This window comes from Paracoccus sp. BR5-17, assembly GCF_055693925.1.
Window position 1 is genome coordinate 2,730,441 of sequence record NZ_JBVFUV010000003.1, and the last position, 14,743, is coordinate 2,745,183.

Below are 14,743 nucleotides of genomic sequence, written 5' to 3' on the forward strand. Positions count from 1 at the left end.
CCGCGATTTCAGTTCCGGGCCTGGTAGTCGGCCAGGTTCTCGGGCGTCACCAGTTCGAAGGGGACATAGACCTTGGTCTCGGTCTCCTCGCCGCGCGCGAGTTTCAGAGCCGTGTCCACCGCCCCCTGCCCCTGGCCGGCGGCGTTCTGGAAGACGGTCACGTCCAGGTCGCCCGCCTCCATCGCCGCCAGCGCGTCCTGGGTCGCGTCCACGCCGCCGATGATGATGTCGTCCATGGACATGCCCGCGGATTTCAGCGCCTGGATCGCGCCGATGGCCATTTCGTCGTTGTTGGAAATCACCGCGTCGAATTCCAGGCCCGAGGTGATCCAGTTCGTCATCAGGTCGGCCGCCTGGGTTCGCGACCAGTTCGCCGTCTGCTCCTCGACGATCTGGATGAAGCTGCATTCGGGCGTGGCGATCACGTCCTTGATGTCCTGGGTGCGCATCCGGGCGGCCTGGTTCGACAGCTCTCCCATCAGGACGACGGCCTTGGCCTCGGTCTTTCCGGCCTCTTTCAGAAGGCGGCAGATCTCCTGGGTTTCCAGCGTGCCGGATTCCCTTTCGTCGGAGGCCACGAAGGCCTGGTTTTCCGGAAGGCTGTCCACGTTCACGGGCTCGCGGTTGACATAGACCAGCGGGATGCCCGCATCGGCTGCGGCCTGAGACATGGCGACGGTGGCATCGGTATCGACCGGGTTCACGATGATCGCGTCCACGCCCGAGGCCACGAAGTTCTGGATCTGGTTCAACTGCTTGCCGACGTCGTTCTGCGCATCTTCGATCTGCAGGGTCACGTCATCCAGGCTGGCCGCGTGGTCCTGCATCCCGTTGCGCAGCACGGTCAGGAAGTTGTCGTCGAACAGCGCCATCGACACCCCGATGTTCTCGGCCTGGGCCGCCGTCCCCATCACCGCGCAGATCGCGGTCGCCGTCAGCAGTCGCTTCATGGTCTTCCCTCCACTGGTGGCGCCCGTCGCGCCTTCATTCGTTACCTCGGGCCGGAAGGGTGCAGGCGGCCACCCCTGCGGATGGGGGGTTTCTGGTCGGTGCGGTCCTTCGGCAGGCGGCGACGATGATTCTCCTCATCCCGTCGCAAGGGGAAGATCACCGAGGGCTGCCAGTGGGTCAATCACGGCATGACCGGCAAAACCATCATCCGTGATGGAAAATGACGGTCCGCGTGATGGATTTCACTCACAGGCTTTCCGGGGTCCAGATCTGGAAGGGCAGGAACCGCTGGCCCGGATTGTCGGTCAGCCCGTGATCGCGGGCGTGGATCATCAGGGCGATGGTTTCCTGGCAGACCTGGCGCAGGGGGGTGCTGATGACGACGGACAGGGTGCGGTCCTGCAGGGCCTCGCGCGAATCCGGGGTCAGCTCGTTGACGACCAGCGCCACGTCGCCCGGCTTGCGCAATTCGCGCAGGGCGGCGATGGCGCCCTCCATGCCGCCGCCCGCGCAATAGATTCCGACGATGTCGTTGTGGCGTTCCAGCAGTTCGGTCACCGCCTCGTGGGTCAGCTGCCGGGTTTCCAGGTTCACCTGGGGGTTCAGCAGTTCGAAGTCGGGGGCGTATTCGCGGAAATAGCTGCGAAAGCCGGTTTCGCGCAGTTCGTGGCCATGAAAGCGGTGTCCGCCGATGAAGACCGCGACCTTGCCGGGCCTGCGGGCGATCCTGGAAATCAGCCAGCCCGCCGAACGGCCGACCTTGATGTTGTTGGTGCCGACATAGCTTTCTCGCACCCCTTGGGCGAAATCGGACAGAAGGGAAAAGGTGGGGATGCCCCGCGCGCGCAGGTCGCTGACAGCCGCCGTGACCTTGTGGTGATCCAGTCCCGTGGCCGCCACCGCATCGACCTTGCCCGCCATCGAGGTCAGCAGTTGTTCCAGTTCCCCCGGCAGGGTCGATTGCGCGAACCGCACCGTCACCCGCACCCGGTGCGTGGTGACCTGCGCCGCCTGATCCTGAAATTCGCGCGCGAAGTCCTGATAGAAGGGATGCCGTTCCTTCTGCAGGATCAGCGCCACGTGCAGCTCGGGCAGTTCCGCCATCAGCCGCGCGCGGATGGCGTTCGCGCCGTGGTATCCGATGCGCTGCGCGGCGTCCTGCACGCGGCGGGCGGTTTCCTCGCGCACCTTCAGGCGGCCGTTCAGCACGCGGTCGGCGGTGGCCAGGCTGACGCCCGCCTCGCGGGCCAGATCGGCGATGGTCGGACGGCGCATCAGGCCCCTCCTGCGGTTGTGATGTGATCCGTCAGAATCCTGAGGGTTTCACATCACGCCCCCGCCCGTCAATGTTGCCGGCTGCCCCGCAGATCGACGGGGTGCCGCTTGGCGACTGCCACATCCCGCCGATCTCGGGCCACCCGGCGGATCCGGAAATGCGCCGGACTGGTGGCAGGGCTTGCGAAGTCGCCAAGCGCCCCTTCCCGCCCGACATGGGCCGCGACCTGCCGCCAGTGATGGGGCAGCGCGGGGTCCATCAGGTAATCCTCCACATTGAGGGCAGCGAAGTGGATCCCCTCGCCGATTTTCCGCCTAAGTTGCGGGGTTCTTGATGTAATTGAAGCCGGTCATCGCGTCGCGCCTGCTGGCCTGCCCGGCACGCACCATCAGCGCGGCGTCGCGCCCGGTGCGGCCATCGCCGTTTGCGCGTAAAGGAAGGTCGGCAAGGCGACGGCGATCGCATCCATGTCCCCCGCCGCGTCCGTTGCCCCGATCACGCGCTTCATCGCGCGATGCGGCGTCTCATAGACCGTCAAGACCTGCGGCAGCGCGATTGCACAGGCCTTGCCCGGGTAGCCCGCGCCGATGACGCCGGAACCGATATGCGCCGTCTGTCCCCTCCACCCTTGCGCCATGCCAGGGCCGTGCCGCATCGCGCAGCAAGCGCGGGGTTGAGGGGCAACCCTCAGACACTTTCGGGCATGAAGATCTGGATTTCGGTGGCGACCGATCCGGCCTTTCCGTCCAGCCGGCCGATCAGGCGGGCCATGGTTTCCACGGCCAGCCGCGCCTCCAGCATGGGCTTCTGGTCGATGATCGCCTGCACCTTGCGGGCCTTCAGCATCAGGCGGCGTTCGGGCGTCAGTTCGTGGGTGACGATGGCCAGGGGGCGGTCCTGGCGCAGGGGGGCAAGCGCGGCCACCAGTTCCGAACAGCCGGTGGTACACAGATAGACGCCGCGCAGGTCGGGATTGGCCCGCGCCGCCCGCAGGGCCATGGCGGCGGCGGTGGCCTTGTCCTCGTGGGTTTCCAGCACGTCGCAGACGCGGAGGGCGGGGTGCCGCTCGGCCAGCACATCGACAAAGCCGCCGCTGCGCGCGCCATGGCCCGGCATGTCGAAGCGCCCGATCAGCACCAGCGCCTCGCCCCCGCCCTGGCCGACCAGGTATCCCATCAGGTCGCCCGCCACGCGCCCCGACTGGCGGTCGTCGGGACCGACGAAGGCGGCGCGGCCCCGTGCGGGAACGTCGTCGGCCATGGTCACGACCGGGATGCACGGCGGCAGCGCCTCGATGGCCCGGACGATCTGCGGGGCGGCGGGGACCGTCAGGATCATCCCGTCGGCCCAGGCGGCGGCCCGGGCGATCTGGGCTGCGATGCGGTCGGGCTGCGCGGGGTCGATCTGCTGGACCTGGAACACCAGGTTCAGGTCGCGGTGGATGGCGCGGGCCTGGTCGATGCCTTGGCGCAACTGGTCGTGGAAGGGATTGGACGGCGGCTGGATCAGGATCGCGATGCGCTTGGCGGCCGTGGGCCTGATCACCAGCGTCCGGTCCAGCCCCAGGCGGCGTGCGGCCTGCAGGATCGCCCTTTCCTTGTCCGCCGACACCCCGCCGCGCCGGTTCACCACCCGGTCCACGGTCGCCAGCGACACCCCCGCGGCTTGGGCCACGTCCTCCAGCGTCACCTTGGCCATGACCCCCCTTTTGCGCGCAAGACTGGCGGCTTGAGGGTTTCCCCTCAAGTCCTTCCTTCGCCGGGCGCGCCCTGGACGGTATTGATGACCGAGACCGGAGGCGAGCGATGACCATCACCATCACCACCGCGCCCTGCTGCTGGGGCGTGGACGACATCACGAACCCGAACCTGCCCCCCTGGCGGCTGGTGCTGGATGAGGCCGCCGCCGCAGGCTATGGCGGGCTGGAGCTTGGGCCATACGGCTACATGCCGCTGGATGCCGGGACGGTCTCGGCAGAACTGGACCGGCGCGGGCTTTACGTCGTGGCGGGCACGATCTTCGACGACCTGGTGGATCCTGCGGGCCGTGACCGCCTGGAACGCCAGGCCCGGCAGATCTGCGCGGTCATCACCGCATTGCCGAAGCCGCCGAAGGCAAAGGGCCAGCGGTTCGCCGCGCCCTATCTGACGGTGATGGACTGGGGGCACGAGGCGCGCGATTTCGCCGCCGGCCATTCCGGCCGCGCGCTGCGGCTGGACGATGGGGCTTGGGCGGGCATGGTCTCCAATATCCGTGCCATCGCCCGCATCGCCCGCGATCACGGCGTCCGTGCGGTGATCCACCCCCATGCGGGCGGCCACATCGAATTCGCGGACGAGATCGACCGCATCACCCGCGACGTTCCCGCCGATGAGGCCGGGCTGTGCCTGGATACCGGCCACACCTTCTATGCCGGCATGGATCCCGTCGCCACGCTGGACGCCCATTGGGACCGGCTGGATTATATCCACTTCAAGGACATCGATGCCGCGAAACATGCCGAGGTCATGGCCCGCCGCATCCGCTTCTTCGATGCCTGCGCGGCAGGGGTGATGTGTCCCATCGGCGACGGCTGCATCGACTATCCGGCGATCCGGGCGCTTCTGGACCGGCGCGGCTATGCGGGCTTCATCACCGTGGAACAGGAACGCGATCCCCGGAATGCGGGCGGGTCGCTGGCCGATGTCCGCAAGTCCCGCCGCTATCTGGAGCAGGTGGGCTTTGCCCACGCCAAGGAGGAAACCCGATGATCGACGGCACCCGTCTGCCGAAATCCCCGATCCGCTGGGGCATGGTGGGCGGCGGCAGGGGCAGCCAGATCGGCTATGTCCACCGCTCCGCCGCGATGCGCGACGGCTACTTCGACCTGAAGGCCGGGGCCTTCGACCTGGATCCCGACCGGGGAAGGGCCTTTGGGGCTGACCTGGGGCTGGACCCCGACCGCTGCTACCCCGACTACGAAGCGATGCTTGCGGCGGAATCCGCCCGCATGGACGGCATCCGCTGCGTGACCGTCGCCACGCCGAACAACACGCATTACCCCATCACCCGCGCCGCGCTTCTGGCGGGCCTCCACGTCATCTGCGAAAAGCCCCTGACCTTCACCATCGCCGAGGCGCTGGATCTGCAAGCCATCGCCGCCGAGCGTGGTCTGGTCGTTGGCGTCACCTATGGCTATTCCGGCCACCAGATGATCGAGGAAGCTGCCTGCCTTGTCGCCGAGGGCACCCTGGGGGATATCCGCATCGTCGCGATGCAGTTCGCCCACGGCTTTCACAGCGCGGCGGCAGAGAGGGACGACCCGGCCGCCCGCTGGCGGGTCGATCCGGCCTTCGCCGGTCCCAGCTACGTCCTGGGCGATCTGGCAACGCATCCCCTGTATATCGCGCAGGTGATCTGCCCCGACCTGCGCATCAGGCGGCTGCTTTGCACGCGGCAAAGCTTCGTCGCATCCCGCGCGCCGCTGGAGGACAACGCCACCGTGCTGATGGAATACCACGGCGGCGCGGTGGGGACGCTGTGGACATCGGCGGTCAACGCCGGATCGATGCACGGGCAGAAGGTGCGGATCGTCGGATCCAAGGGCTCGGTAGAGTGGTGGGACGAGCATCCCAACCAGTTGCGCCTGGAGATCCAGGGAGAGCCTGCGCGCATCCTGGACCGGGGCATGCCCTATGTGCACCCCCAGGCGCTGGCCGACGACCGTATCGGCGCGGGCCACCCCGAGGGATTGTTCGACGCCTGGGCGAACCTGCATTCCCGCTTCGCGCGGGCCATCGAGGCACATGAGCAAGGCGATCCGTCCCGCCTGGGGGGCCTGCGCTATCCTGGCATCGCGGCAGGGGTCGAGGGCGTCCGCTGGGTGGAACATTGTGTGCGATCCGCCGATGCCGGCGGGGTCTGGATCGACTACGCCTGACTTCCGCAAGCCGTTGTCGCAAGGTCTTCGTCTTGGCGCTGCTCTGCCCGTCTGCAGCCATGGGTGGTAATGCATGGGCTTGCGGCAAGGGGGACAAAGGCGATCGATTTCCTGATCCAGCCGGGCGGATCGCCACCGGGGCCGGGCTGAAGCTGCCCGCCGGGCCGGCAGGGTGTTGATCTGCTGCCCGAAGGCCGCGCAGTTTCTGCATCCCCTGCCGCGGCCACGCCCTGAACCTGTTCAGGCCTGATGAAACCCGTCTTGCTGCACAGGCGAAGGCGCCGTGCCTTCAAAGGGTCAACAGGGAACAGGCCGAAGGGCCGGGAAGGTGATGATGAGGACACTGACCGCGACGCTGATGCTGACCAGCGCGATCGCGTGGGCGACGGGGGCCACAGCGCAGGAGGGCGATCCGATCAAGATCGGCGTGCTGCATTCCCTGTCCGGCACCATGGCGATTTCCGAAACCACGCTCAAGGACACCGTCCTGATGATGGTCGAGCAGCAGAACGCCAAGGGCGGGCTTCTGGGTCGCCCGATCGAGGCGGTGGTGGTGGACCCGGCCTCGGACTGGCCGCTGTTTGCCGAAAAGGCCCGCGAGCTTCTGACCGTCAGCGAGGTGGACGCCATCTTCGGGTGCTGGACCAGCGTCAGCCGCAAGTCCGTGCTGCCGGTGATCGAGGAGCTGAACGGGCTGCTGTTCTATCCGGTGCAATACGAGGGCGAAGAATCCTCGAAGAACGTCATCTATACCGGCGCCGCCCCGAACCAGCAGGCGATCCCGGCCGTCGATTACATGATGGAGGAACTGGGCGTCGAGAAATGGGCGCTGCTGGGCACCGACTACGTCTATCCGCGCACCACCAACAACATCCTGGACGCCTATCTCAAGGACAAGGGCGTGGCCGAGGGCGACATCTTCGTGAACTACACCCCCTTCGGCCATTCCGACTGGTCGAAGATCGTCGCCGACGTGGTGGCGCTTGGGGCCGACGGCAAGAAGGTCGGCGTCGTCTCCACCATCAACGGCGACGCCAATGTGGGCTTCTACAAGGAACTGGCTGCGGCAGGGGTTTCAGCCGACGACATCCCGGTGATGGCCTTCTCGGTCGGCGAGGAAGAACTGGCGGGCCTTGATACCGCGAACCTGGTCGGGCACCTGGCGGCCTGGAACTATTTCCAGACGGCCGAATCCGACCCCAACGCGGCCTTCATCAAGGAATGGCACGCGTTCATCGGCGACGAGGATCGCGTCACCAACGACCCGATGGAAGCCACGATGATCGGCTTCAACGCCTGGGTCGCGGCGGTCGAGAAAGCCGGCACCACCGATGTCGATCCGGTGCTGGACGCGATCGTGGGGGTCGAGGTTCCGAATTTGACCGGTGGCACCGCGACCGTCCTGCCGAACCACCACCTGACCAAGCCGGTGCTGATCGGCGAAATCCGCGAGGACGGTCAGTTCGACATCGTCAGCCAGACCGAACCGGTGCCGGGCGACGCCTGGACGGACTTCCTGCCCGAAAGCGCCAAGCTGGAAGCCGACTGGCCGGGCAAGACATGCGGCATGTTCAACACCGAAACGAATACCTGCGTGCAGGTCCAGTCGAACTACTGACCCCGCGGCGGGGCGGCCTCTGGCCGCCCCCTTCCTTCCGTTCGGGAACGCGCCCATGATCCGTCCGCTGCTTGCCCTTGTCCTGACCCTGCTGCTGACCGTGCCCGCAGGCGCGAACCCCGCCCTGGAAGCGGTCATTGCCGACAACCTCGAGCAGATAGAAAAGCCGTCGCGCCGCACCGTCGAGCCGCTGGTCGCCGAGATCGCCGCCACCGGCCCCGAGGGTCTGGCGCTGCTGTCCGCCTGGGCCGACCGCTCGCTGGGGGTGACGGATGAAGGGCGGCTGCTGATCGTGGATGGCGACACCGCCACGGATGCCGTGACCGGCCAGCCCGTTCCCGGCGCCGATCCCAAGATGCTGCGCCCCAATTCCGGGGTGCGCGGGGTGATCGAATCGGCGCTTGTGGCACGCGAGATCTCCAGCCCCGATGCGGCCCGCCGCGCCGCGGCGCTGGCGGCCATCGCCCGCGACGGCACCGCCGGCCACCTGGCGGCCCTCCGCGCCGCCCCGCCCGAACCCGACCCCGCCCTGGCCGCGCAGCGTGCCCGCGCCACCAACCTGCTGGCGATCCGGTTCGACCCCGACCCCGCCGCCCGCGTCGCCGCCATCGAGGCCATGGCCGGGGATGTGAGCCTGGATTTCCGCGCCGCGCTGAACCCGCTGCTGGCCACGACGCGCGTCGCCGCGCCCGGCGAACCGTCCGGCGCCAACATCGCCCGCGAACTGACCATCGGCCCCGACTTCCCGCGCGAGGCGGCGGTGGCCCTGCTGACCAGCCAGGGCCTGCTGCAACCGCGCCTGACGCCCGCCGATCAGCGCAACGCCTTGGCGGCGAACATCGTGAACGGCACCGTCGCCGGCATCCCGGTCGCCGATCTTTCCGATCCCGCCGCCCGCGACCGCGCCTACGAGGCGCTCGAGGCCGCGGGCGCGGTTCCCGCCGCCGCCACCGAGGCCGATGCGGAGGCCGCCATCCGCACGCACCGCTTCTTCGAGATCCATGCCGAACCCGACAGCGCCGTGACCGATGCGGCCAGCGCCGCGCAGACCCGCGCGCAGGTGCGGCTGGCGGCGATGACCGGCATCGACCTGGGGCTGGACGCGCTGTCGCTGGCCTCGATCTATTTCCTGGCGGCCATCGGGCTGGCGATCACCTTCGGGGTGATGGGCGTCATCAACATGGCGCATGGCGAATTCATCATGATGGGCGCCTATACCGGCTACGTCGTCCAGACGATGATCGCCAACCGCACCCTGTCGCTGCTGGTGGCGCTGCCGCTGGCCTTCGCGGTGGCCTTCGTGGCCGGCGTGGTGCTGTATCGGCTGGTGATCCGCCATCTGGCCAGACGCCCGCTGGAAACGCTGCTGGCGACCTTCGGCGTCTCGATCGCCTTGCAGCAGCTTGCCAAGAACATCTTCGGCACCCAGGCCCGCCCGCTGACCGCGCCGGCCTGGCTGGAGGGCGCGATCACCATCAACGACGTGATCGGGGTCAGTTCCATCCGGGTGGCGATCTTCGTTCTGGCGCTGCTGTTTCTGGGCCTGTTCCTGTTCATCATGAAGCGCACCCGCCTGGGGCTCGAGGTTCGCGCCGTGACCCAGAACCCCGGCATGGCGGCATCCATGGGCATCAATCCCGACCGCATCGCGATGATGACCTTCGGGCTGGGATCGGGCATCGCGGGGATCGCCGGCGTGGCCATCGGGCTTTTCGCGCAGGTCACGTCCGAACTGGGCCAGCAGTATATCGTGCAAAGCTTCATGACCGTGGTCGTCGGCGGCGTCGGCAACATCTGGGGCACGCTGGCCGGCGCCGGGCTGATCGGCGGGCTGTCCAAGGGGATCGAGTTCCTCAACCCCGCAAACACGCTTGCCGCGCAGACCTTCATGATCCTGTTCATCATCATCTTCATCCAGTTCCGCCCGCGGGGCATCATCCCGCAGCGCGGCCGCGCAGCCGAGGCGTGACATGACCCGAAAGCCCCTGATCCTTCGCAACCCCTCGATCCTGGTCGTGCTGGCGGTGCTGGCGGTGCTGACCCTGGGCGTCACGCTGCTGAGCCAGGCCTACGGGACCGGCGCCATCCCCACCTCGACCGTCAAGGTGCTGGGCAAGACGCTGTGCCTGGCGGTGGCGGCGGTGGCGATGGACCTGGTCTGGGGCTATCTGGGCATCCTGTCGCTGGGGCAGATGGCGTTCTTTGCCCTGGGCGGCTATCTGATCGGGCAATGGCTGATGTATGCGCGCACCGAAGCCATCGTCGCCGCCTCGCTGGCGCAGAACCCGATCCCGCCCACGCAGGCCGAATTGCAGGAAGGCGTGGCCAACCAGATCTTCGGCGTGGTCGGGTCGTCGGACCTGCCGGCGGTCTGGGCCCTGGCCTATTCGCTGCCCGCGCAACTGCTGCTGGTGGTGGCGGTGCCCGGCCTTCTGGCGCTGATCTTCGGCTGGCTGGCCTTCCGGTCGCGGGTCAACGGGGTCTATCTGTCGATCCTGACGCAGGCGATGACGCTGGCCCTGGCGCTGTGGCTGTTCCAGAACGACAGCGGCTTTCGCGGCAACAACGGGTTGTCGGGGCTGCAGAACATCCCCGGCCTTGACGGGGTCGATCAGGCGACGCTGTCGATGTGGTTCCTCTGGGCCTCGGCCCTGGCCCTGGGGCTGGCCTATCTGCTGGCCGCCTGGCTGGTCAGCGGCAAGTTCGGCAGCGTGGTCCGCGCCATCCGCGACGACGAAACCCGCGTGCGGTTCCTGGGCTATCCGGTCGAGGGCTTCAAGCTGCTGGTCTTCACCCTGGCGGCGATGATCACCGCCGTCGCCGGGGCGCTGTATTACCCGCAGGCGGGGATCATCAACCCGGCCGAACTGATGCCGATCGCCTCGATCTATCTGGCCGTCTGGGTCGCCATCGGCGGGCGCGGGCGGCTGTATGGTGCGATCATCGGCGCGGCGGTGGTGTCGCTGCTGTCCAGCTGGTTCACCGGCGGGCGGGCGCCCGCGATCCACCTGCCGGGCTATGTGGTCAACTGGGTGGACTGGTGGCAGGTGGCCCTGGGGCTCAGCTTCGTGCTGGTGACGCTGTTCGCGCCCAAGGGCATCGCCGGCATCGTGGACTGGCTGGGCGGGGTGCTGCCGCCCCGCCGCCGCGGCGCCGACCTGGGGCCCGACCAGGGCGCGCTTCGCGAACAGGAGGCGCGGGCATGAGCGCGCTGCTGGAAGTGGACAGCGTTTCCGTCAGCTTCGACGGCTTCAAGGCGATCAACAACCTGTCCTTCAACATCGCCGAGGCCGAACTGCGTGCCGTGATCGGCCCCAACGGCGCCGGCAAGACCACCTTCATGGACATCGTGACCGGCAAGACCCGCCCCGACAGCGGCGACGTGAAATGGGGCACGCCGCCGCAATCCCTGCTGCGCCTGAACGAGGCGCAGATCGCCCGCGCGGGCATCGGCCGCAAGTTCCAGCGCCCCACGGTGTTCGAGGATCAGACCGTCGCCGAAAATCTGACCATGGCGCTGAAGGCCCCGCGCAACCCCTTTGCAGTGCTGTGGTGGCGACCGACGCGCGCGGCGGCCGATCGCGTGGCCGCCCTGGCCTCCGAGGTGGGGCTTTCCCCGATGGCCGCGCGCAAGGCGGGCGAGCTGTCGCACGGCCAGAAGCAGTGGCTGGAGATCGGCATGCTGCTGGCCTCGGATCCGCGGCTGCTGCTGGTCGATGAACCCGCCGCCGGCATGACGCTGGCCGAACGCGAACAGACCACGTCGCTGCTGGTGCGGCTGGCGCGGACCCGCGCCGTGGTGGTCGTGGAACACGACATGGATTTCGTGCGCCGGCTGAACTGCAAGGTCACGGTGCTGCACCAGGGCTCGGTTTTGGCCGAGGGCTCGCTGGACCATGTGACCCGCAATCCCGACGTGATCGACGTCTATCTGGGGCGATGAGATGCTGGAAGCCACCGACCTGACCCTGCATTACGGCGGCAGCCAGATCCTGCACGGCATCGACATCGCGGCCGGGCCGGGCTCTGTCACCTGCGTGATGGGCAACAACGGCGTGGGCAAGACCTCGCTGATGAACCTGCTGGCCGGGCGGCATCCCCGGTCCGGCGGCACGATCCGCTTCGACGGCGAGCAGCTGGGGCGGATCACCGCGCAGCAGATGGCGCGGATGGGCGTGGGCTATGTCCCGCAGGGCCGGGCGATCTTTCCCATGCTGAGCGTGCGCGAGAACCTGGAAACCGGCTTTGCCTGCCTGCCCCGCGGCGAACGCCGCATCCCCGCCGAGATTTTCGACAGCTTTCCGGTGCTGGCCGAGATGGCGCACCGCCGCGGCGGCGACCTGTCGGGCGGCCAGCAGCAGCAGCTTGCCATCGCCCGTGCGCTGATCACCCGTCCCCGGCTGCTGCTGCTGGACGAGCCGACCGAAGGCATCCAACCCAACATCATCGCCCAGATCGGCCGCGTGATCGCCGGGCTGCGCGACCGGGGCGACATGGCCATCGTCCTGGTCGAGCAGTATTTCGATTTCGCCTGGGATCTGGGCGACGCCTTCCTGGTGCTGGAACGCGGCCGGGCGGTGATGTCGGGCGCCAAGGCCGGGCTGCGGCGCGCCGATCTGCACGCCCGGCTGGCCGGCCACGCGGCAGCGTGATCGGATCAGGGGCCAAGATATCCCCAGATCAATGCCCTGCCACGGATTGACAGCTTCCGCCATGATGGAACAAAACAAGAACTATGCTGTTTGTTCCCAACTGCCTCGGAGCCATTTCTGTCATGTCTGTCCGGTCCCCCGCCCTTGCCGCTTTGCGCGAGCAGATCGCGCGGATGGAGGGTGAGGGTGGACCGGCGCGCGGGGTGCTGCCTTTCGGCGTGCCGGACCTGGACCGTCGCCTGCCGGGAGGCGGTCTGGCGCTTGGCTGCCTGCACGAGGTGGCGGGCGGCGGCAACGGGGCGGTGGATGGCGCGGCGGCTTCCTGCTTTGCTGCGGGTATCGCGGCGCGGCTGCCGGGACAGGTGCTCTGGTGCGTGACGCAGGCCGATCTTTTTGCCCCCGGTCTCGAACAGGCAGGCCTCGGTCCTGACCGGGTGATCTATGTCGAGGCTGGCGACGATGTTTCGGTGCTGGCCTGCATGGAGGAAGGGCTGCGCCATGGCGGTCTGGGCGCGGTCGTGGCCGATGTCGCGCGGCTGTCGATGACCGCCTCGCGCCGGCTGCACCTGGCGGCCAAGGGTTCGGGCACCACCGGCATCGCGCTGCGCCGCTGGCGGCGCCAGCAGGAGGCCTGCGACTTCGGCCAGCCGACCGCGGCGATGACCCGCTGGCGGATCTCGGTCCTGCCCACTGCCCCCTTGCCTGTTCCCGGTCTCGGCCGGGCCCGCTGGCTGATCGAACTGATCCGGGCACGGGCGGGGGAAAGTCTCGATATCGAACTGGAGGCGTGTGATGGCACGGGTCATCTCGGTCAGCCTGCCGCTCTGGCCGATCGACCGGCTCAGGCGGCCGGCGCCTGAGGCAGCAGCTTCGGAGGAGAGGCCGCTGGTGCTGGCCCGCCGGGTCGGCAGCCGCCGGCTGGTGACGGCCGCTTGCGCCATGGCCCAGAAGCTGGGTCTCTCGGTCGGCATGCCGGTGAGCAAGGCCCAGGCGATGGTCCCGGACCTGCAGGTGCTGCCCCATGATCCGGCTGCCGATGCCGCCTCGCTGGAGCGGCTGGCGCTCTGGGTGCTGCAGCGGGTCTCGCCGATCGTGGCGGTCGATCCGCCCGACGGGCTGGTGATCGACTCGACCGGCACGGATCATCTTCATGGCGGCGAGGAGGCGATGCTGGAAACGCTGATCGGCCGGCTGGTGATGGCGGGCGTCGCGGCCCGCGCCGCTGTCGCCGATACCTGGGGCGCGGCCCATGCCCTGGCCCGTCATGTCGCAGCGCCGATGCATGTGGCCGCGCCAGGCACGACCGAGGCTTTGATCGCCCCCCTGCCCCTCGCGGCCCTGCGGCTGCCGCCGGCGACGCTCGCCAGCCTGCGCAGCCTGGGCTTTGCCTGCATCGGCGATCTTCTCCACCAACCCCGCGCACCGTTGACCCGGCGCTTCGGCCCGGAGCTTTGCCGCAGGCTGGATCAGGCCTTGGGCCGTGCGTCGGAACCCATAGAGCCCTTGCGCCCCGCCGATCTGGTCGAAGTGCGCCGCAGCTTTGCCGAACCCATCGCCGCGGCCGAGACCATCGCCCGCTATATCGGCAAGCTGGTGGCCCAGCTCTGCGCGGCCTTGGAGGAACGCGGCCTCGGGGCGCGCAGGCTCGATCTGCTCTGCTGGCGGGTCGATGCCCATGTGCAGACCGTCCGCGTGGGTCTGGCCCGCCCGCAGCGCGATCCGCAGCGGCTGACCCGGCTTCTTTGCGAGAAGATCGAGACCATCGCGCCCGGCTTCGGCATCGAGATCCTGTCGCTGACGGCCGTGATGGTCGAGCCGCTGGAGGCGCGGCAGGTGCCCGGTTCGCTGCTGGAGGCCCCTGCCCCCGATCTCTCGGGCCTGGTCGACGTGCTGGCCAACCGCGTCGGCGCGCGGGGCGTCTATCGCCTGGCGCCGGTCGCCAGCGACGTGCCGGAACGCTCCGTCACCCGCGTCGCGCCCTTGTCCGATCCTGTGGGCGCCGGCTGGCCCGATCACTGGCCGCGGCCCGCCCGCCTGCTGCCGCGCCCCGAGCCGATCGAGACGCTGGCACTCCTGCCCGATCATCCCCCGGTCTGGATCGCCTGGCGCGGCATCCGCCGCAAGGTGGCCCGCGCCGATGGACCCGAGCGCGTCTTCGGCGAATGGTGGAAGCGCGATGCCGAGATGATCGCGGTCCGGGACTACTTCCGCATCGAGGACGAGGCCGGCGAGCGCTACTGGGTGTTCCGCGCCGGCGACGGCGAGAACAGCAAGACCGGTTCGCACCGCTGGTTCCTGCACGGGGTGTTCGGATGAGCGGTGTCATC

14 protein-coding genes are annotated in these 14,743 nt (G+C 68.6%); 9 read left to right on the plus strand and 5 right to left on the minus strand.

Annotated elements, in window-relative coordinates:
• Positions 1 to 8: 8 nt before the first annotated feature.
• From ACZ1HC_RS15115 to ACZ1HC_RS15135, 5 genes are all read right to left on the minus strand, one after another.
• Complete coding sequence (locus ACZ1HC_RS15115; RefSeq protein ID WP_472700687.1) at positions 9 to 950, minus strand: sugar ABC transporter substrate-binding protein; 942 nt, start codon at positions 948 to 950, stop codon at positions 9 to 11.
• A 247-nt stretch (positions 951 to 1,197) separates the two neighbouring features.
• Positions 1,198 to 2,226 (minus strand): LacI family DNA-binding transcriptional regulator, encoded by a 1,029-nt coding sequence (locus tag ACZ1HC_RS15120; protein WP_472700688.1) that lies wholly within the window; start codon positions 2,224 to 2,226, stop codon positions 1,198 to 1,200.
• 68 nt (positions 2,227 to 2,294) lie between these two features.
• Positions 2,295 to 2,486 carry a hypothetical protein gene (locus tag ACZ1HC_RS15125; RefSeq protein ID WP_472700689.1) on the minus strand — a complete coding sequence of 64 codons (192 nt, stop codon included), beginning with the start codon at positions 2,484 to 2,486 and terminating at the stop codon, positions 2,295 to 2,297.
• A gap of 129 nt (positions 2,487 to 2,615) precedes the next feature.
• Positions 2,616 to 2,864 (minus strand): hypothetical protein, encoded by a 249-nt coding sequence (locus ACZ1HC_RS15130; protein ID WP_472700690.1) that lies wholly within the window; start codon positions 2,862 to 2,864, stop codon positions 2,616 to 2,618.
• A 50-nt stretch (positions 2,865 to 2,914) separates the two neighbouring features.
• Positions 2,915 to 3,925 carry a LacI family DNA-binding transcriptional regulator gene (locus ACZ1HC_RS15135; protein WP_472700691.1) on the minus strand — a complete coding sequence of 337 codons (1,011 nt, stop codon included), beginning with the start codon at positions 3,923 to 3,925 and terminating at the stop codon, positions 2,915 to 2,917.
• A gap of 107 nt (positions 3,926 to 4,032) precedes the next feature.
• Between ACZ1HC_RS15135 and ACZ1HC_RS15140 the strand changes: the two genes are divergently transcribed.
• From ACZ1HC_RS15140 to ACZ1HC_RS15180, 9 genes are all read left to right on the plus strand, one after another.
• Positions 4,033 to 4,977 carry a TIM barrel protein gene (locus ACZ1HC_RS15140; protein WP_472700692.1) on the plus strand — a complete coding sequence of 315 codons (945 nt, stop codon included), beginning with the start codon at positions 4,033 to 4,035 and terminating at the stop codon, positions 4,975 to 4,977.
• A complete protein-coding gene (locus ACZ1HC_RS15145) occupies positions 4,974 to 6,146 on the plus strand; it encodes a Gfo/Idh/MocA family protein (RefSeq protein WP_472700693.1) in 1,173 nt (390 codons plus the stop codon). The genes ACZ1HC_RS15140 and ACZ1HC_RS15145 overlap by 4 nt, the downstream gene beginning before the upstream one ends.
• Positions 6,147 to 6,480: 334 nt before the next feature.
• A complete protein-coding gene (urtA, locus tag ACZ1HC_RS15150; RefSeq protein ID WP_472700694.1) occupies positions 6,481 to 7,764 on the plus strand; it encodes an urea ABC transporter substrate-binding protein in 1,284 nt (427 codons plus the stop codon).
• 55 nt (positions 7,765 to 7,819) lie between these two features.
• Positions 7,820 to 9,733 carry an urea ABC transporter permease subunit UrtB gene (gene urtB, locus ACZ1HC_RS15155; RefSeq protein ID WP_472700695.1) on the plus strand — a complete coding sequence of 638 codons (1,914 nt, stop codon included), beginning with the start codon at positions 7,820 to 7,822 and terminating at the stop codon, positions 9,731 to 9,733.
• A gap of 1 nt (position 9,734) precedes the next feature.
• A complete protein-coding gene (gene urtC, locus ACZ1HC_RS15160) occupies positions 9,735 to 10,970 on the plus strand; it encodes an urea ABC transporter permease subunit UrtC (RefSeq protein WP_472700696.1) in 1,236 nt (411 codons plus the stop codon).
• On the plus strand, positions 10,967 to 11,707 hold the full coding sequence (gene urtD / locus ACZ1HC_RS15165) for an urea ABC transporter ATP-binding protein UrtD (RefSeq protein ID WP_472700697.1): 741 nt from the start codon (positions 10,967 to 10,969) through the stop codon (positions 11,705 to 11,707). Before urtC ends, urtD begins: the two co-directional genes overlap by 4 nt.
• A gap of 1 nt (position 11,708) precedes the next feature.
• Positions 11,709 to 12,416, plus strand: coding sequence for an urea ABC transporter ATP-binding subunit UrtE (urtE, locus tag ACZ1HC_RS15170; RefSeq protein ID WP_472700698.1), 708 nt, complete (start codon positions 11,709 to 11,711; stop codon positions 12,414 to 12,416).
• Between the two features lie 122 nt (positions 12,417 to 12,538).
• Entirely contained in the window at positions 12,539 to 13,276 is a 738-nt protein-coding gene (locus ACZ1HC_RS15175; RefSeq protein ID WP_472700699.1) for an ImuA family protein, read from the plus strand.
• A complete protein-coding gene (locus ACZ1HC_RS15180) occupies positions 13,209 to 14,732 on the plus strand; it encodes a Y-family DNA polymerase (RefSeq protein WP_472700700.1) in 1,524 nt (507 codons plus the stop codon). The genes ACZ1HC_RS15175 and ACZ1HC_RS15180 overlap by 68 nt, the downstream gene beginning before the upstream one ends.
• The last annotated feature ends 11 nt before the right edge of the window (positions 14,733 to 14,743 follow it).

Bases quoted from the DNA above. Each gene is read 5' to 3' on its own strand.
- ACZ1HC_RS15135 (WP_472700691.1), bottom strand. From the start codon at position 3,925: ATGGCCAAGGTGACGCTGGAGGACGTGGCCCAAGCCGCGGGGGTGTCG.
- ACZ1HC_RS15125 (WP_472700689.1), bottom strand. From the start codon at position 2,486: ATGGACCCCGCGCTGCCCCATCACTGGCGGCAGGTCGCGGCCCATGTC.
- ACZ1HC_RS15175 (WP_472700699.1), top strand. From the start codon at position 12,539: ATGTCTGTCCGGTCCCCCGCCCTTGCCGCTTTGCGCGAGCAGATCGCG.
- ACZ1HC_RS15180 (WP_472700700.1), top strand. From the start codon at position 13,209: ATGGCACGGGTCATCTCGGTCAGCCTGCCGCTCTGGCCGATCGACCGG.
- ACZ1HC_RS15145 (WP_472700693.1), top strand. From the start codon at position 4,974: ATGATCGACGGCACCCGTCTGCCGAAATCCCCGATCCGCTGGGGCATG.
- urtB (WP_472700695.1), top strand. From the start codon at position 7,820: ATGATCCGTCCGCTGCTTGCCCTTGTCCTGACCCTGCTGCTGACCGTG.
- urtE (WP_472700698.1), top strand. From the start codon at position 11,709: ATGCTGGAAGCCACCGACCTGACCCTGCATTACGGCGGCAGCCAGATC.
- ACZ1HC_RS15120 (WP_472700688.1), bottom strand. From the start codon at position 2,226: ATGCGCCGTCCGACCATCGCCGATCTGGCCCGCGAGGCGGGCGTCAGC.
- urtC (WP_472700696.1), top strand. From the start codon at position 9,735: ATGACCCGAAAGCCCCTGATCCTTCGCAACCCCTCGATCCTGGTCGTG.
- urtD (WP_472700697.1), top strand. From the start codon at position 10,967: ATGAGCGCGCTGCTGGAAGTGGACAGCGTTTCCGTCAGCTTCGACGGC.
- ACZ1HC_RS15140 (WP_472700692.1), top strand. From the start codon at position 4,033: ATGACCATCACCATCACCACCGCGCCCTGCTGCTGGGGCGTGGACGAC.
- urtA (WP_472700694.1), top strand. From the start codon at position 6,481: ATGAGGACACTGACCGCGACGCTGATGCTGACCAGCGCGATCGCGTGG.
- ACZ1HC_RS15115 (WP_472700687.1), bottom strand. From the start codon at position 950: ATGAAGCGACTGCTGACGGCGACCGCGATCTGCGCGGTGATGGGGACG.
- ACZ1HC_RS15130 (WP_472700690.1), bottom strand. From the start codon at position 2,864: ATGGCGCAAGGGTGGAGGGGACAGACGGCGCATATCGGTTCCGGCGTC.